Below are 19,311 nucleotides of genomic sequence, written 5' to 3' on the forward strand. Positions count from 1 at the left end.
AACATTGTCGTTATAGTATTTACAATAGTTGACAAGGTGAAAAAAATAACAGGTTGGTAAATTCAGTTGGTGAATAAATGAGAATAATAACAATAAACAAAAACATATAGATGCTACCATTATTACAAGCAAACGAAATAAAGCAAGCGGTGGTAGATTATCTAAGATCTACCTTCAACTTTGAAGATCCGTTACTGGATCAATCATTTGAAGATTTCCTTTTAAGTGAACAAAAGGGAATGTTTAAAGGACCGTATATGCAGTTAAGACTGCCTTTTGATAAGATTGCTACAGATGGAGATAGAGACGCTTTCGCGAAAGCGTTATACGTAAAACCACCTTTTGATCCGTACCATCATCAATTTTTATCCTTTCTCAAACTATCTACACGTAACGGTCACAAGCCAGAACCTGTAATACTTACCACAGGAACAGGATCTGGTAAAACAGAGAGTTTTTTATTTCCGTTACTAGATTATTGCTATCAACATAGAGATAAACCAGGAATAAAAGCCATTATTCTGTATCCTATGAACGCACTAGCAACAGACCAAGCACGCAGGATAGCAGAAGAAATTAATGATTTTAATGACGGTGAATTAAAGGGAAAAATACGTGCCGGACTATTTATAGGAGAAGGAAAAGATAAGGATGGAATACGTGCAACACGTATGAGTGAGGATCGTATTATAGAAGATCGTAAAACACTTGTAGATGCACCGCCAGATATATTGCTTACCAATTTTAAGATGCTTGATTTTGCTTTACTACAAGCAAGATTTCATAATTTATGGAGCCACAACTTTAAAAATACAGACCTTTTAAAGTTTATAGTACTGGATGAACTACACACTTATGATGGAGCAAAAGGATCTGATGTAGCAAACTTAATACGTCGCTTAAAGTTAAAACTAAAACTGTCTAAAGATCAAATCGTACCTGTAGGAACATCAGCAACAATGGGTGGTGGAGATCAAGGAAAACTGGAGCTTGTAGATTTCTTTTCTAAAGTATTTGGAGTAAAAGTTACAACCGATGCGGTTATAGAAGAACAGCGTTTAGAACCAGATGAGTTTTTTGATGATACTATAGAAGAACCTGTTATTGATATAACACAGATTCAAAAATGCGCTTTTGAGGAGAACGACACCTATAACAGCTATTTAGAGCGGCAACTGGTTTTTTGGAGTTATGCAGGTTTATCGCCCAAAGATTTAGGAGATGCACTCAAAAAAAACAAATGGTTTTTTGACCTGTTGAAAATTTCAAAATCTAAGGTAGTTGAGATAAAACCACTACTTAGAAGATGGCAAGAAAAAATAGGCCTTGAATTAGATGATAAAGAAATTCATTTACTATTTGGCTCCCTACTGGCGCTCATAACGTATGCCAAAGAACAATCTGGCTCTAAACAGTTTCCTTTTTTATACCTGCAAATCACCTATTGGTTACGCAGTCTTTCAAAAATAGTGCGTAAACTGCAACCTACCGCAGCTTTTGAATGGGAAAGCGATACGAATCCTAATGATCCCGTAAAATCGTTACCACCATACTTTTGTAGAGAATGTGGAGGTAGTGGATGGATAGGTATCAAGAAAGAACAAAATGCGCATTTTGAGGACGATTTATCTAGAACACGCCAGCAATTAATGGCGCACAGCCAGAATAAGAATTTATACTTTATTAGCAGTCTTGAAGACCGGAAGTATCAAGAAGTTTATGCTTCTGACTATACGCACTCTGGAGATGCGATAGACGGTTATTTGCATCCAAATTCCTTAAGTATTTATGATAATTACGAGAGTAACGATTATTTTAAAATACTAGGAACACGTATAGTTGATGGTAATAGAATAGATAAAATCTGTCCACATTGCAATTCTCGTAATACACTAGCACTTATAGGAACAGGTGTCCCTACCTTAGAGTCCATAGCAACAGCGCAGGTACTTGCTACAGCAACAGATCCTACTAAAGATGGGCAACGTAAGTTACTTGCTTTTACAAATGGCGTTCAAGACGCAGCACATCAAGCCGGTTTTATAGAAAATAGAAACTTTCGTTTTGGTATGCGCCACGCAATACAAGCAGTTTTGAAAGATGTAAAAGAGCCTATTACACTACCACAAGTGTATGAACGATTTATAGAACACTGGAAAGAACACTCAGACGATGAAGAAACAGGAAATTTAGACGCTTATTATTACAAATTTTTTCCGCCAGATTGTGAGGCGAGATTAGAAATAAGCGATTACAGAAATAAGGACGGAAAATTAAGTAGTGTTTTTGATAAAGAGTTTTCTAATAGAATGTCTTGGGAAATATGGTCTGAATTTTCATATAGCGCGATGATAGGTCGTACGCTTGAAAAAACGGGAGCATCTGCAACCTATTTTGATACAGCGGTAATGAGTGAGGTCTATGACCAAATGAAATATTGGTTAGACGAAAATAAATTAGGAACAGCCATAGATAAAGAGCCCTTTTTAAAATTCTTAAATGGCTTTTTACACCGACTACGAACAAAAGGAGGTGTAGATCATAAATATCTAAAAAAGTATAGGACAGAACGTACTAACTCATATTTAATAGGACACAGAGGTAATGTAAACAAACAATACTTTTTAATGAAAAACTTTGGGCCATCATCAAGACTGCCTAAATTTTTAGCGCTTGCAAGTGGTGCAAATACAAAAGCTTTTGATGTTGTTCAAACAACTACTAAGGACAACTGGTTTAGTGCGTATTTTAAAAAGTGCTTTCAAGAGATTATTCAAGAAGAGACCGTTTTAATAAATGATTTTTATGCCCAGTTGTTAGACTACCTAGATGCTAATAAAATATTAGATAAACGCGTTGCAGCTGGTGTTACAAACTATGGGTTGTCTGAAAATAGCATTTATTTGAGTCCAAATGTTGTTCATTATGAATGTACTCATTGCGGTAATCAAATTAATACTGGTGCAGCACAAGCATCATTAGTAAGTGGGATGAAGTGTCTACAATACCGTTGTAAAGGACAGTATGAAGCTGCAGAAAACACCCAGTTAGATTATTACCGTATGGTTTATAATCGTGGACGCTCGTTACGAATTTTCGCAAAAGATCATACTGGGCTTATTGATAGAAATGAACGTGAAAAATTAGAGTATGATTTTAAAAGACAACCTAAACAAGATAGTACAAACGTATTAGTAGCAACCTCTACTTTAGAGATGGGTATTGATATAGGAGATCTTAATGTGGCCTTCAACTCATCCCTACCACCAGAAACTGCAAATTATTTACAGCGTATAGGACGTGCAGGAAGATCAAGTGGTAATTCTATGATTTTGAATATAGCTGGACGAAAACCTCACGATTTGTATTATTTCCAAGACCCACAGGATATGATGAGTGGGCAAATAAAAACACCATCGTGTTATTTAGAAGCAAAGGATATTTTAAAGCGACACTTTATGGCTTTTTGTTTTGATCATTGGGCTTCAATGGATCCTGAGGAAAATAATATACCTCCAATGGTGAGAGTATTGAGATTGAAATCTCTAAAACCAGGTGATCCTAATTTCTTATTTCAAAAAATAGCTACACATATAGAGAATAATAAAACCTTACTTTATGATTTATTTGTTGAGCAATACAAGGAACAGTTAGGGGATAATTCTAAAAGTCTTGCATCTATTTTTGAAGATTTAAGTTCTGGACGTTTTATTAATAGATTAACTTGTTTACATAAGAATTTACTGGATGAGATAGAGTATTATCAAGGGAAGATAAAACTTGTAAACAAGAGACTTAAAGCACTACCGGAGACAGGTAATGAAACGGTAATCCTTAAAAATGAGAAAAGAGCTTTGTCTAGTGCGATTGGCAATATTAATAGACGTAATGTAATTGAGTATTTAACGAACGTAGGTGTTTTACCTAATTACGCTTTTCCAGAAACAGGAGTTACCTTAAATGCACAAATTAAAAGAAAGAAGGAAGTAGATGGGAAAACAGAATATAAATATGAAGATTTTAGTGAAATAGTTAGACCTAGTTCATCTGCATTAACAGAATTGGCTCCTGCGAACATATTCTATTCTCAGGGTCATAAACTGAAGTCTGAAGGTTTAGAGATCAAGTCTCAAGAAGATTATGAAGAGCATCGTTTTTGTAGTAACTGTAATCACGTAAAGAAAGAAATTGATGTAGAGGAAAATGAACAATCTCAATGCCCAGTTTGTGGTCACGGCTCTTGGTCTAGTTTAAATAACAGAAAATTTCTTGTAAAACTTCAAGGCGTTTTATCTGTAAATGATAAAGAACGTTCAAAAATCACAGATTCTTCAGATGACAGAGAGCGACATTTTTATCAAAAATCGGTACATATCAAGATTAATCAATCATCTTCTCAAGGTGCACACGTCTTAAAGAGAGTGCCATTTGGAATCGAGTTTTTTCAAGACGTAGACTACTTAGAGATAAATACCGGTATTAGAGAAGAAGGTTTTTTTGGTACAAGGGAAATTGAAATCAATGGAGAAAAACACCCACAAGTAGGATTTGTAGTTTGTAAAACGTGTGGAAAATCTACAGAACGTTCACTGTCAGCAAGAGAATTAAACAATAGAGATAGAGCCTACCACTTCCCTTATTGTTCTAACCGAGAAGTGTTGTACGACGATCAATCTGATGATGTTTTTAATGAGATTTATTTGTACCGTAAATTTAATACTGAAGCCTTATCGATACTACTTCCTATTGAAGATTTTAGATCTGAAGAGCGTATAGCATTATTTAAAGCAGGTCTTCAGTTAGGTTTGAAAGAATATTTTAAAGGTCGTCCAGATCATATCTTAATTAGAGAGAATGAAATATTTAATAAAACGACAAATAGAAAAGATCGATATCTGGTTTTCTATGAAACCATTCCTGGAGGAACAGGCTATTTATCAAAGCTTTTTGATACTACAGTTTTTACTAAAATTTTAGAAAAGGCTTATGAACGTATTGCTTTCTGTTCGTGTAAGCAAGAAGGAAAGGATGGATGTTATAGATGTATTTATACTTACGGTAACCAATATGAGAGAACCATCTTAAGCCGTACTGAAGCAGAGGAGTTATTTTCTAATATACTAGAAAAGACTGATGAGTGGAATAGTATAGAAAGCCTTCAAAATGTAAGTACGTTTGGAAATAATGAAGAGTCAGACTTAGAATGGAAGTTTAAAGGACTTCTCGAAGAATTTGCAAATAAGTTTTCAGGTTCAACTTTTGAGTCTGATAATGAGATGGGACTTAAAATTTACAAACTTAAGCTCGCTTATTATGGTAATGAAATTGTTTACAAAGTATATCCTCAAAATCTCAATAGGTGGCTTTTTGGTATCGAGAAGAAAACACGTCCTGATTTTGTTTTAAAATGTGTTGGACTTACTAAAAATGGTAAGAAATTTACGCTGGACGAATTAGAAACCATAAAGGATATTGTAATATATCTTGACGGTTATGAGTATCACGCTAGTGAAAATCATAGCGATCGTTTTCCTAAAGATTTAGAAATAAGAAATAGTATTATCAATTCTGGCAGATATAATCAGTGGGTATTTACTTGGAGTGATTTTGCAGAGTCTATATTTAATGATAAAGATGCTATAGGGCTTAAACAAGACGAGAAATTTATAGTTGGTAAATTTTTTCTGAAACATAGTTCTTTTAAAGAATATGATTTTAGAGACGTTTATTATAATAATAATGCGACGCGATTTTTTCAACTTCTTATAAATCCTATTACCGTAGTCGATAATAAAAATTGGTCAAGTCTTGCCGTATTTAGCTTTCAAAGTGAGATGATGGGAATTTCTTACAGTCCCGAAAGTGTTGAGCAAATAATTGAGACGAGAAGTATCAAAGATATTGAAAAGGGCAACTTAAAGCTAACTAATTATATTCACGCAGATGATTTACAATTAAAAGACGAAGCTAGTTTTGGTTTGTTTATTCGTCCAGAAGATTTTAAACTAAAAGGCTATGGTTATTATAAAGCTGTACCGTTTTGGGATAAAGAAAATTGGGCTTTATTCTGGAGGTTTTACAATCTAACACAATTTCACAATATAGAGGTATACTCTTTTGATAAAGAGAATAAAAAAGAGGCTCCAATATCAGGAGGTGCAGTAAGCGAGAAGACATTGCTGAACTTCTCCGAAGAATTGCACGATATAGTCAAGCTATTTGCAAAAAATGGTTTTGACTTTAATGCGGATACAGATTTTGATTTGATGGATAATGATGTCATTTTAGCCTCTGCCGAATTAGGCTCTCACGGTAAAAAATTAGTTGTAAACCCATTTGACTCAGAGTCAGAAAAAATATTTATAAGAAATGGATATCAGGTTTTTACTCCTGATAATTTTAAACTAGAAAAATAAGATGAATCACGCCGTTAAGCTATTTATACACGACTCATTTTTTGATGCTTTCTCTGTACTTCCTAGAAAGATACAGAAGAAAACTAGGGAGTTTATGAAGAAATTCAAAGAAGACCCTAAGTCGAGTGCTATCAATTATGAAAAGATTAATACATTCAAGGATCAATCTCTTAGAACAGTCAGAATAGATCAAAAATACCGTGCGATTATTCAAGCACCAGAAGAAGGTAATGGGTTTCATTTACTTTGGGTTGATAATCACGATGAAGCAATGGATTGGGCTGAGAATAAAGTTTTTGAATGGAATGCGAGTACGCAATCATTTCAAATGTATGACCGCCCTAAAAACCAAACTAAACCTGTGCCAACTAACGTCACCGTAAAAGATGTAACCTCACTTTATTCATCATATTCAGACGATCAACTGACTAGTATTGGTGTGCCTAAAGACCTTATTGGATTGGTTAAAAGCATCGAGCGCGTTGAGCATTTAGAAAGTTATGCTTCCAATCTTCCATCAGATGTTTATGAGTATTTATACTACTTGTCTGAAGGAATTTCATTAGAAGATATTCTTGAAGAAATAGAGGCTGGTAAAGTATCAGATGACAATACCTTGAGTCCTAATGCTCAGAAGAATGTATACGTGCTTACAGATGATGCAGAGCTTGAAAATATATTATCTGGAGATTTCGAAAAATGGAAATTATTTCTGCATCCATCACAGCGTTCTATAGCTTATGGAGAGTTTAAAGGTCCTCTTAAAGTCACTGGAAGCGCGGGTACAGGTAAAACAGTCTGTGCTTTACATAGAGCTAAGTATTTATCGCAAAAATTAGAATCATTTGATAAGCCAATTCTTTTTACAACATTTACTAAAAGCTTGACGCAGTATTTAAGTACAGTAACTGAAAAATTTAGTATACCTGATAGTGAAATAGTAATTTCAAATATCGACAAACTAATCTTTGAATTGGCACGTGAATTTAAAGTAATTGATGAGTCGTCGGGAATGATTAATAGTAGCCAAGAGCTAGAACTGTGGAAAGAGATTATTGAATTTAATCCATCTACTTTTGATGAAAACTTTCTTCAGGATGAATACAACGATGTGATTTTAGCAAATTCAGTAAAATCGGTTAATGAATATTATAAAACTTCTCGAGTTGGTCGCTCTGTTAGAATAGGTCGCCAAGATAAAACTCAAATTTGGGAGCTTTGCGAAGAGTTTATAAAGGCTAAGGAATCAAACTATACTAAATTTGAGTTGTGTAATTTATTAATTGCATATTTTAGTAGCATTAGCCAGAAGCCTTTTTCTCATATTATTTGCGATGAAATTCAAGACTTTTCAAATTTAGAATTATCATTATTAAGAGTTTTAGTAAATGAAAAAGAGAATGATTTGTTCTTGGTAGGAGATCCTTTTCAGAATATTTATGGAAGAAGAATTAATTTTTCTAAATCAGGTATTCACATTCGTGGTCGTAGATCTAGAAAATTAAAAGTTAACTATAGAACTACAGAAGAAATAAAAAAGAGAGCTGTAAGTATATTGTTAAATACGCAGTACGATGATTTTGATGGAGAAAAAGAAACAAATACTGGTTACGTGAGTTTAATGCACGGTTCAGACCCTACCTATAAAGTTTTTGCTAGTCCTGAAGCGGAGGATCAGTATATTTCAGAGCAGATAGAGACATTACTCCTTGATGATAGTGTAAACCCGAGTGATATCTGTATCGCAAGTAGAACAAATCGCTTAGTAGATGAAAGCAAGAAATTGCTTAACGAGATCCAACAAAAGTTTTCTGATATTAAAGCTACAATACGATCAAATGATTCCATTGTAGTGTCAACTTTTCATAATTTAAAAGGTCACGAATTCAAGCATTTATTTGTAAGGGGCTTTAGTAAGGATTATGTGCCATTTAGGCATCCTGGTTTTGATATTTATTCTGATATTCAGAAAAAAGAATATCTTAAGAAAGAGAAATCTCTTTACTACGTAGTTTTCTCACGAGCAATTCAAACATTAATAATTACAGGTGTTGGCGAGAAATCAGCTTGGATAATTGAGTAATTCAGAATTAACATATCGTAACAGAATTAAAATTTTGATTTTCAAAATAACAAGATATCATTTTCCTGCGTGTTTATGTAAATTTCCAAAAAATGAGCAAATGATGGATATATGTGAGCGGTGTAAAAAAGTAGTCTAGTCTATGAATGAGGATTTAATCAATGAAACTGTAGATAATTTATTAGATTTTAATGCATCAAAGCCTTTATCTCACTTCGTTACTTTTAATGGAAATAGAATCAGGTACACTAATACGCCTGACAACGAAAAAGGACTTTATGCTTTTTGGTTGACTAATAATGATGGTGACGTAGAGAGGCTTAATCGGTCATTAGAAATAAAAGGGCCAGGTAACATACCAAAAACATTTACTTGGGACTGGAATGTAAATGAAAAATACATATTGGTGTATATTGGTAAAACAACTACGTTTAAAAGCAGATTGACACAACACTTAAAACTAAAAACTTTTAGTTGGGAAATTCCAGAAGAAAAAACCAGTCCTTATAAATTAACAACTTCTTGTCAATTACGGACTGGTATTGAGCACTTGCTTACAGCAAAGAACCAGCCTAATAATCAAGGATTAGATTTTATAAAAGAAAGAATCCAAGTTTCGTATATACCATTAGACGGTTTAGGAAATCGATTCTTTGCAGAGGATCTTGCTATTGGTAAAGGCAAGCCGTGGTTTAATGTGGATTCAGAACGGTAAGTATTTTAATTGTTCAATATAATTTACTGTTCATTGTCACTGAACAGTAAATTATATTGAACACTATTAATTTAATTTTTCAACTTTATACCTATACCTAAAAACATTAGTCCTAACCACGCGATATTTCCCAATAATCGTTTCCCAACCTAAATGCGTTTTCATACCCAAATCTTTAAACGTAGAACGACCAATATCTTTAGTACGTCCCATTTTTACTAACTCATCCAGAATAGCTTCATCTGTAATTGGTCTTGAAACTTCTTTTTGAGCAACAATTTTCTCTAAAACAGGTTGCTCGTTAAGCTTTTCTTCAATCTCGTTAAACTCTAGTTTATCAGCATATTCTTCATCGATGTCTTCTAAGATTTCTAGGTCGAGTTCTTCTAGCTGTTCCAGTAAGTTCCCTTTTTCACAATCAGAGACCGTTTCCAGCAAACGATACATTCTATCAAAGATTTCAATCTTTTCCTGAATGGGTTGTAACAGTAGTTTCTTGTCTAGGCTGTTGCGTTTTAAAAATGCTTTGTGTTCTATCTTTTTCATAAGGTCTATGCAGTTATTGGGATGAGTGTTTCTTTTTCTTGAAGCGCATTCTCAATGATATTTGACAGCGCTGCGGTGGCCAGAGAGGTCGCTATTATTATTCCAGTGGTTTTTAAAAGTTCAGCACCTTTTGGAATTTGTAACTTAAACTTTTTCTGATTTTCGTTCTTACCTAGATTGTAATAGATAAGCGCTTCGGCAAAACCTATTGCAAGTCCTGCGCCTGTGATGATGAGTACTTTTTTATTCATTATTTGGTCGCTTTTTCTTCCATTTTATCATACTTCGCTTTGATGTCTTTTTCGCCAGCTTCGGCACGTACAAAGTTTATTCCGTAGGTGTTCATAATACCACGATGTGCACGCAGTAAAATCTTCTCAGCTTCCTTTTGCATCTTAACATTATCTTTATGCGCTGGCGGAATTAGATTTGCAATGGCGATAAAATGATTCTTGATTTTAGTGTGACGCATCGGCTTAGGTTTCTTCGGCTGATTCTTGCGCTTTTCTTCGTTAAATTTTCTAATCTTTAACCGACACGCTTTGATGTCTTCACTCAAGGCATCCAATTCTTTCTTGACGGTTTTAGATGCTTTTTTCTCTTTCTTAGGTATTTCCTTTATAGGTGCATCGCTTTTTTTCTCTGGCTTCTCCGTTGCTTTCTTCTCGACTTTTTGCTTTTTGATAGAATCTGGAGCCATTCTCTCTACGAGTAGAAATACCTTTTCGATATTCTCTTTGGCGATTTCTTCAAAAGCTTTTTTATCTCTCGTTTCCTTATAATCATCCAGAATATCAGTTACGGCTTTTGCCAAAGCTTCTGGTTGCACCTTGCTCATATCGAGCGCTTGTAATTGTTGTATCGTCATCGTTTTATGCTGCTATTAATAGTTCAAGTTCCAGTAGCTCTAGCGCTCTGGCACGTTCTTTTTCTTGTAGGCGTATTGTTTCTGAGTTATCGGTTGCTCGCTTAACTTTCTTCATTTCAGGATGTAACATTTCAAAAAGTAACGCATCTGCTTCCTGTGCTTTTGCGTCCTTGTTTTTAAAATTGTCCGAAGCCTCTTTTATCACTTCCCAAGCCTTGACAGGATTGAGTTTGCTGCCTGTTAAATCTTCTATTTCGTCTTGGTTGACCACCTTGAGCGCCTGTAGCTGCTTCTGGGTCACATCTTTGGTTTTGTACATATCTTATAATTTATGGTCTATGGCATATTGTTGATGGTACAACGGTTCTAGCGACCAGATAAAATCATTGGCCTCTTCCTGGTCTGCATAATGAATGGAACACAACTGCGGTGTGCCATCGGTTTTGAAACATTCGTAGCGATAGCATTGCACAGGATTGTCTTCGTTTGAAATATCAATGATTGTCCAGCGCAGGATTAATGTGTTTTCACGCTTTCGCGAAAGCATAATCTGAAAATCTCTACACCGTTCCTTACAAGCTTTATTAATGTCAACAGCTCTATCCATTATCCTGTGAATCACACTTTGCTTCAATACTTTTTTATCCTTTACCAACGAGCTGATTTTTATAATTAGTAATGATTTGTGAGACCTCTTTTACTGCGGTATCCATCGAATAACTTTGCTCAAACACAAAGCTTTTAGGGTTGACCGCTTTCGCGAAAGCGTTACCCATACTAGCCGAAATCGTTCCCAATCCAGACGGAATGGTCAAACCGAAATAATTGCTCATCGCCACCAGACTCTTAAAACCTCGATAGCGGAAATATCTTGGGTCACTACTTAGCAGTAGCAGTTGGTTCTTATCCAGCTGGTCCTGATAGCGTTTTACACGCACGCAACCCATCGTAACTTGATTATTAAACGAAGTGCCCAACATCACATTAACTTCGACCGAAATACCACGCAGCTCCATAAACTGAACCAGCTCAGCGCAAGCCAAACCCACATAAAGTAAATCGTTGCCCTTCACATTTGCATTTGCACCAGCCATTAAATACAGTTGTAGCGACGGATACGATTGTTGCTTATCTTGAAAATAGGCATACACGCTTTTTACAGAAGTCTGAATCTGTTTGTTACCCAATTCAATGTTCATTTGGCTTACCGAAGTACTCATCGGTGTTTGTGTATCTACCGCAAACTGCTGAAACAAACCCATTGCCGCACGGTCAAAAGAAAACACACCAAGTCCTCTATCATTGTAAGTCATTTTTGGTTTTGGCAAAACAGCCTCGTTGAGATAGTTTAAAAATGGCGCCAACTTATCCTTGATTTGAGGTTGAATTTTTTCAACCAATGGCATCCCAAGAAAGGTGTAATGCGCTTCGAGTTCTGTGATGTCTTTTGGCGTAGGTGTACCGTACCAATCTGTGCCGTTTTTTAATTGGTCGGTAGTACTTTGTTGTACCCAATTCCACCGAGAATCATTAGCACTAGACAACTGCTTTATCTCACCATCTACAAATGCATTAAAGGCAAACACACTATCAAACAAGAGATAGTTGCATTTGCCATCAGAACTCTGGATGGTATGTTGCTGCGGGCGACTCACGTATACGCATAAAAGTAAGTTGATCTGTAATGAGCGTTACGTAGTGGGATTGTAGTTTGGAACGTTAAATTGATTTTAGTACTTTGTGACTGATGACAGTACCTAACTTCAATAAAGACTTTTTTTGTATCGTAAACTGGGAGCGGCAAGACTTAGCAGCTATGGTTTCGAGTTATATACACCAGTCCAAGAAATATAGTTTAATGTTTGAATATCCAAACGTAACTACAGCCGAAGATGAATATGATGAACTTACACAGGACGAACATTATATCTCAAGGGTTAGGTCTCGAGACTTCAATATCTATGTACATAATACACTTAAAAGAATAGGGTTTGACAAAAACTTGATATTAGCTGGACTAACAGCAGAGCAACTAAGCTTTCTAGATTTTTTAGATGACTATAACATTATAGTAATAGATACTTATGATGATGCTGAAGTTCTACTTGAACCACTTATCGCTGATAAAGAACCTCTCATAATTAGTGAGGAAGATTTATGTGAATCCTTGCCTTATGCGTTGAATAAAAACCTTGTCTTAAAAGTAGGTAAATCCGCTTCACAAGAGTGGAGTATTGAAGTAGCAGGTAAAGGTTTAGTAGTTATTGAAAATGATGGAAAATCGTCATCAATCATCGGCATAAATTACGCTGCTTCTATCGAATCGCCGATAGAGATAATTGAGCCAACAACACTCGGTAAGTATGAAATTAAAAGCCTCATTTCGGGTTGGAAAGAAGGAAATCATAATGCTTACAACGATTTGTCGGCTTCAATCTATCCGAGAATTGAGCATATTCACTTTGCAGATAGGGAATTTGTGACTTTTTTCTCTAATGGGTCTCCTTATTCATTGATTTTAGAAAACATAGTTCCAATATCACACGTACATTTAAGTTATAGACCAGGCTTCTTCGTATTCAACAATATTCATTTCAATAGTTATTTTGAGCCATTTTCATCTATTGTTTTCTCACCGTTAGAATTTGAAGATGAAGAAACGGATTATGTTATCCGAACTTTAGAGAGCAATGCGATTTACGTAAAATCATTAATTGGAAAGGAAGCTACTGTTTACAACATAGATAATTATGTAAAAGAATTTCCTTTTAGTTTAATACATTTTTGCAGCCACGGCGGTGAGGTCGAAGGTTCAAGAATTACTGAAGAGTTTACAGACAGTCTTGGAAATCCACATATTGTCACATACGATGAAATTGTAAGTATTGCGCCTTCAAAATATGATAAACTAATACCAGTATTGGTAAAGAGAATTTGGCGTGAGCTTAATGGTTTTAAATGGAAAAGTAAGGAGTTAAAAGCACAGAATATTCCAAGTGCCACATACGCAGAAATAGCAAGCTTTGTTGGAACAAGTGAAAATATTGACAGAAGCACACGGGTAGTTGTTCCTGATTCTTCACACATTAAATGTAACCATTTTATCTACCAAGCGATGTTCAGACATTTAGCTGCTGGTCATTCTCCTTTTGTCTTTAATAATACGTGCTCCTCCTGGTCAGACATCGCAGATTCATTTTTAGGGGTTGGTGCAAAGGGATATCTCGGAACACTCTGGGACGTGAATAATGATGTTGCTAAGAATACAGCTGAGATGTTCTACAGTGGAATTTTTAAAAACACCTTTTTAAATTCATTTTATGAATCCTTAGAAGCATCAAAAGGAACTGATGATGAAAACATCTACATTTTCTGGGGATTACACTTCAGTTCAATGGCAAAAGGAAGAAGTCTGGCGATAAGCAGAAGAATAGTATTATATCATTTACAACGTTCTTTAAGAACTTGGAAGGCCAAACTTGAAAAAACTACAAATGCTCAAAGAAAAGAGGATATCAAACGCTTTATCGAATGGAACGCTCGTTGCCAAGTTGAAAATTTTAAACCAGAAGTTTTAAATACTATTTTAAAGCATCGATTGAGAAGGTAAAACCCTACCCAATCCGCCTCTTAAACTCCGTAATAAAAGCCTGTTTCATTCCGCTACTTTTATAAGAATTTAGAAAACCTTCAAGGTTGACTTCAGTCTTGATGTGCTCTGCTTTGTCTTTTGACATTGCAATGAAATAGCTGTGTAGAGAATCCTTCAATGTCTTTCCATTAGGCATCTTGCGATAGGTTTTGCCAAACTCATCTTTCATTCCTGTTTCACGCTTCATCTCAAGCTCATATGCGCGTTCAAAGTTGAGCATTGTACGAAGTGTCATAATATCTTCAGTATCGTCGTCTCCAGCTTCTTTCCCTTCGTATTTGAGGATTGATTTACGAATAGTCAAACAGATATCTACAACTGCTGGATATACAAGCTGACGTTCTAAGGTTTCATTAAAACCAATGCGATAAATACAACCGCTAAAACGGTCAAGCAAAGAAGCATCTTGTTTATTGTTACCTACATAATTTCCACTAGCACCTTTACCGATTACATTACCAGTTGCAATACACCCAAAGTTTCTATGCTTCTTAATCGGTTCGTTATTTCCATTAAAGATGATAGCATCTTCACGAGCACTTTTGGCTAAAGCATCATTTAATAAGCCTGCGGTGTTAGCATCGAGCTTTGGCATTTCGTCCAGGATTAAAATCTTTCCATCACGCCAAGCTTCAATGAGCGCACCTTCTTTATAACCTGAAATCGTTTGCCCGCCTTTAATGTCAATAGGCGATGTCCATTGATTACAATTTACGATTGTAAATGGTAGTTCTTTTCCATCATTTTCTACTCGTCCTTTTATGGCATACGCAATTTTTTCGCCTATGGTCGTTTTTCCTGTTCCGGCACTTCCAACCAAATATGGATTATTCCCAACACTTAAATCATCCATAATTTTCATAAACTGCGGAATCTGTTGTACCTCTGGTATGTCTAATTTTCTATTATTCATTATGAATTGGCAATATGTAATTGATTTAATAATTCGTCTATAGCTTCAATTTGCGCTATGGTATCTTCATAAAACACACGACCTAGTTCCTGCGCGGTGTACTTTCCAAATACAAACTCTGCATTTCCATCTTCGTGTAGATTGTTCAAAATGAAATAGCCCAATGTTTCTATCGCTTCGTGTAATGGAACGTCTCTTACTTCATCAATAATTGCATTGAAGTCCTCTTTAATTCCAGTTTTTAAAATGGCTATTTTCCAATCTTGATAAGGCTCTTCGACATTTTTGAAAATGGGCATCAAGGAATAGTTATACTTCTCCTTATCAGTTAATGGTCTGTTGTAGATAACCGTTCCAAATTCAAACTCTCCATTAGGTTCTTTGTAGCTTATAAAACCGATAGTTGGATTACTACCTTGGCCATAAGCACGACCTAATTGATATTTAAAGCTTCCCTTTTTCTGTTGGGTCTGTGATTTCCAATCAGCTTCATTTTCAATCTCCCAATCTTCCAGCTCACGTGCTTTACCCATATATTGCACTTGAAACGCATCTAAACGATTTAGAAACGCTTGCAAGTTCTCCAGATGTAAAGCACCTGTCATATCTCCTGCATTCTGCACAAAGTCAGGCAACTCATCTTCAGACTGTCCAGATTCACGACGCAATAAAGAGCGTAGCTTTTCATCAATAATGGCTGGATATAAATCTCTTTTATCCAGGTACACCTGATAGTAATTATCACTAATTCGCTTTGCGCGAAAACTCAACTTGTGGTCTGCAAAAAAGTCGTCTAACTCTAGTTTACTAATGATGGGATAAGCTTCAGAAACAGGAAGTAATGCCGAATCTGCCTCGCCATCTTTGCCAAAGTCTCGATGCAAGAGAATACCATTTTTGATGGTTCCTTCTTTGGTATTGTATTTAATCAGTTTGTTTTGTGTTCCAATTTGACCTGAAGCACCTACAATATTTTCAGTAAGAATATGCCTGCGTTCTCTTTTTGAAGAAGCTTTTTTAATTAGTTCATTCCATTCGAGATTAACCATCTGCACATCAGCATCTGTAATGCCTCGACTTTCTGTAAATACCTGGCTTATGAAACTTTGTTCAGCTGGCTGTAAACTGTAGGTTAAAACCTTACGGGAATCCGTAACGCCAAATTTCAAACTGATATTACTCAAGGTGTATGGGTTCTTTCCAGACTTTCCGATACTCACGCCTAAAAAGATTCCCCAAGACGGTTTAATGGTCGTACCGATAAAAGGCACACGAACCACATCGCCAATATTCCACATATTGAGGTAACGTAAGATGATACGTTGAATGTTTTCTAATCCAGCGATATAGGTAGCTAGTTGTGATGTCTTTTGATTGATAAGTGCTTCGAGCTTATTCCAGTCGGCTAAGATTTTCTCGTTCTCCTTTTCAGTTTCTCCGCTGCCTCGTTGTGGCAAAACATCACGCTCTTCTTTAAGTTTTGTAATGACTTCAAAACGTTTGGCTCTTCGTTCTTCAAGAAGTTTAGGATAAGCTTCATTAATAGCGTCCTCCATTTTCATTCGCACTTGGACTGGCTTTTCGCCACCTAAAGCATCTTGAATACGCTCGTCAATATCTTGTTTGGTAAATGGTCGTTTTAAGTTATTGACGATGGTAATATCGCGCACCGTATCTTTTCCAAAAGGTGTTGCACCACCTTGACCTTTTTGAAACAAGAACCGTTTTTTTACTTCTGCATCTAATGGTAAAAACTCTGTTTCTAAATCATAAGTACCTTGTTGTTTTTCTAATTTGATTTGATGGTCATAGCGTTCTAACAAATCATCATACAGCGCATCTTGGTCTTCGACTTTTAATAGTCCTGCGCGACCAGTTAATTGTCGTACCGCTCCATCTTTAAATCCGTTACGCTCATAAGAGATGTTTCCGCGTTTATCGGTTTTCTTTTGATAGGTTGGATAGCCAAGCTGCTCCATCATTTCCTGATTTTCATCCACCCAATTCCACGCAGCGACATCTCCATATTTGTTTAAGAAGTCCGCACTTTTTAAGGTATCATCATTCGTCTTTTGCGAACCTGTGGTATTGGCATCAAGTGATTTTAATTTCGCCTTGAGCATTGTCATTAAACGCTTCTCGGTAGGAATATCACTTGTGACGTAATAGTATTCTGGAAGATTAACCTGACCAGTACGATTGATACGACCACGTTTTTGGACTTCAGTATTAATATCGAGTTCAAACTGATGCACAATCATTGCACGTTGTCGTTGGTCTTTAAAGTCTTTACTGGCGTGCGCAGAAGAACCTGTACTACCACTTTGATTGATGAGTAGCACGTCATAATCGCCACTATTAAATAATCGAAAAGACTTTTCTGTATTACTACGGAAAGATTCTACAACAGCTTCATCTTCTGTAAAATCAATACGTTGATTACGCCCTGTAACTTCAGCTACTTTGAAAAACATATCCGAATGACCGCCCAAATGTTTTGGCTTCTTTTCCGTTTGCAATAAGTGAATCAACTCGTCGATAGGCGAGATAGAAAGTCCTGAACTTTCTAAAAGCATTCGCTTTTTAATGTCGTTGTACTTTTCAATACCATTTTGCGGTAACTCTTCCAGCTCAATACGCTCTCTAGTTTTTTCGCCATCAATTGCTACGTAGTTGTAGTTGAAAATACCATCGAGACCTTTGACTAATGTTCGAGTAAAGTCGAGCTGTTCTTCAGGAATCACATCGCCACTTACCAAGTTTAAATCTTTTAAGAACGCACCCATTGTAGATTTGAAAGCGATGACCACTTTCTTGTCTTCCTTTAATAATTTGACCGTATGTGCTACGACGTCTTTTACTTTTAAAGCAAAAAGCATTTGGTCAATGATGTTGAATACTCTGGAAAAGTATGGCGATTGCTTAACGCCTAATCCTCTTGGTTTAGAAGACATATGTTCACCTTGCGCTTTCGCGGAAGCGTGTACTTCAGCTAATAATGGTACAACAAATTCTTGTTCAAAAGCAACCACCTCATTCATCAACGTGATTATGCGATTCACACTTTCTCGACTCTTGCTGCGTTGTGGTTCTGCATCAAGTGTAATGTAATCCACTTTGATACCTTCGCTTGAGCGCTGACGTCTTATGAGCTGTCCACTTTCTGAAAGATTGCTCGCTACAATTTCTTGCAATGCCAATCCACCGCTTGTCATTGAGCGGACAAAATTAGAATCTGTCAATCCAGTTTCGGCAATGGCAGTTTTCTTAGCATAAAACGGCATCACTTCTGGATACTTCGCAAACGTCGCACTTAGGAAACAACAAGCTTTTGTTTGTGGTAACACTTCGCGCATCCAGGTACCGATGATGGAATCGAAACCACCAGCCATATGCGACTCATCAAGAATGAAAATGCACTTCTTATATTTTTTACTACCATCCACACCATTGGCAACCATTTTCTCCATCCACATTCGTTTATACGGATGCGCCGATTGTACCTGAGAATAAGTGGCGAAAATCATATCATAACCGAGTGGTAAATGGTCTAATGTCAATGGAATTTTGACTGTTGGGTATTTGTCTGGGTCTGGTAATTTCTTGCCTATCTTTTTGTGATACTCTATGGATTCAGGGCTTTCTGTAGTATATTCAATTTCATTACTAATGAGTTCAGCTTGTGCAGAACTGCTCATTGGACTATAGACCACATTACCATCTGCATCTTTGATTTTTGCATTAGTATCTGTGTTTACGATAAATGGGTTAATGTTACCAAAACCAATCGCTTTTAGGTCACGATACATATCAGTAAATAGGTCTGGTTTCTTTGTAAAAAAGACAGGAAGGCAACCCTGCATTACTGCGTGTCGTATCACCGCCGCAGCCTGCCGACCTTTACCGATTCCTGTCTGGTCTGCTATAATGATGCCTTGTTCTTTCTCAAACTGCTTGAGGTACAAACCGACTGCATCCACTTGTTCTGCACCTAATCCTTTCCAAAGCTGTTTGGTAGATTCATACTTTAACTGATTACGTACGTAATTGTCAATGTTTCCTTGCGTTTTGACAATAGAATTGAGCGATTTTTGAACCTCAAAAGCCATATTTCTAGG

Annotated in this window: 12 protein-coding genes; 4 read left to right on the forward strand and 8 right to left on the reverse strand. The window is 36.2% G+C overall.

Features of this window, described 5'->3' with window-relative positions; genetic code table 11:
• Positions 1-110 precede the first annotated feature (110 nt).
• The 3 genes from ACVC43_RS06200 (at position 111) to ACVC43_RS06210 (ending at position 9,214) form a co-directional block, all read left to right on the forward strand.
• The gene (locus ACVC43_RS06200) at positions 111-6,416 is read left to right on the forward strand and encodes a DEAD/DEAH box helicase (protein WP_452223709.1); all 6,306 of its coding nucleotides are present in this window, start codon (positions 111-113) and stop codon (positions 6,414-6,416) included.
• A 94-nt stretch (positions 6,417-6,510) separates the two neighbouring features.
• Positions 6,511-8,499, forward strand: a complete 1,989-nt coding sequence (locus ACVC43_RS06205; protein ID WP_452223710.1) for a UvrD-helicase domain-containing protein — start codon at positions 6,511-6,513, stop codon at positions 8,497-8,499.
• Positions 8,500-8,641: 142 nt separating this feature from the next.
• Positions 8,642-9,214: a hypothetical protein gene (locus ACVC43_RS06210; protein ID WP_452223711.1), complete on the forward strand. Its 573-nt coding sequence runs from the start codon at positions 8,642-8,644 to the stop codon at positions 9,212-9,214.
• Positions 9,215-9,280: 66 nt separating this feature from the next.
• Here the strand turns inward: ACVC43_RS06210 and ACVC43_RS06215 are convergent, their stop codons facing one another.
• From ACVC43_RS06215 to ACVC43_RS06240, 6 genes are read right to left on the reverse strand one after another with little or no spacing between them, the layout of a single operon-like run.
• Positions 9,281-9,760 carry a hypothetical protein gene (locus tag ACVC43_RS06215; protein ID WP_452223712.1) on the reverse strand — a complete coding sequence of 160 codons (480 nt, stop codon included), beginning with the start codon at positions 9,758-9,760 and terminating at the stop codon, positions 9,281-9,283.
• Positions 9,761-9,765: 5 nt separating this feature from the next.
• Complete coding sequence (locus tag ACVC43_RS06220) at positions 9,766-10,011, reverse strand: hypothetical protein (RefSeq protein WP_406783243.1); 246 nt, start codon at positions 10,009-10,011, stop codon at positions 9,766-9,768.
• Positions 10,011-10,628, reverse strand: coding sequence for a hypothetical protein (locus tag ACVC43_RS06225; protein WP_452223713.1), 618 nt, complete (start codon positions 10,626-10,628; stop codon positions 10,011-10,013). Before ACVC43_RS06225 ends, ACVC43_RS06220 begins: the two co-directional genes overlap by 1 nt.
• Positions 10,629-10,632: 4 nt before the next feature.
• Positions 10,633-10,929 carry a hypothetical protein gene (locus tag ACVC43_RS06230; RefSeq protein WP_452223714.1) on the reverse strand — a complete coding sequence of 99 codons (297 nt, stop codon included), beginning with the start codon at positions 10,927-10,929 and terminating at the stop codon, positions 10,633-10,635.
• Between the two features lie 21 nt (positions 10,930-10,950).
• Positions 10,951-11,283 (reverse strand): hypothetical protein, encoded by a 333-nt coding sequence (locus ACVC43_RS06235; RefSeq protein WP_452223715.1) that lies wholly within the window; start codon positions 11,281-11,283, stop codon positions 10,951-10,953.
• A complete protein-coding gene (locus tag ACVC43_RS06240) occupies positions 11,270-12,283 on the reverse strand; it encodes a DUF7192 family protein (protein ID WP_452223716.1) in 1,014 nt (337 codons plus the stop codon). The genes ACVC43_RS06235 and ACVC43_RS06240 overlap by 14 nt, the downstream gene beginning before the upstream one ends.
• 203 nt (positions 12,284-12,486) lie before the next feature.
• On the opposite strand from ACVC43_RS06240, the gene ACVC43_RS06245 reads away from it, so the two are divergent.
• The gene (locus ACVC43_RS06245; RefSeq protein WP_452223717.1) at positions 12,487-14,238 is read left to right on the forward strand and encodes a hypothetical protein; all 1,752 of its coding nucleotides are present in this window, start codon (positions 12,487-12,489) and stop codon (positions 14,236-14,238) included.
• 4 nt (positions 14,239-14,242) lie between these two features.
• Here ACVC43_RS06245 and ACVC43_RS06250 read toward each other — a convergent pair whose 3' ends face one another.
• Together ACVC43_RS06250 and ACVC43_RS06255 are read right to left on the reverse strand one after the other, a co-directional pair.
• Positions 14,243-15,193, reverse strand: coding sequence for an AAA family ATPase (locus ACVC43_RS06250; RefSeq protein WP_452223718.1), 951 nt, complete (start codon positions 15,191-15,193; stop codon positions 14,243-14,245).
• Positions 15,193-19,302 (reverse strand): strawberry notch C-terminal domain-containing protein, encoded by a 4,110-nt coding sequence (locus ACVC43_RS06255; RefSeq protein WP_452223766.1) that lies wholly within the window; start codon positions 19,300-19,302, stop codon positions 15,193-15,195. Before ACVC43_RS06255 ends, ACVC43_RS06250 begins: the two co-directional genes overlap by 1 nt.
• Between the last annotated feature and the right edge of the window lie 9 nt (positions 19,303-19,311).

The sequence above is a fragment of the Lacinutrix chionoecetis genome, assembly GCF_053604665.1.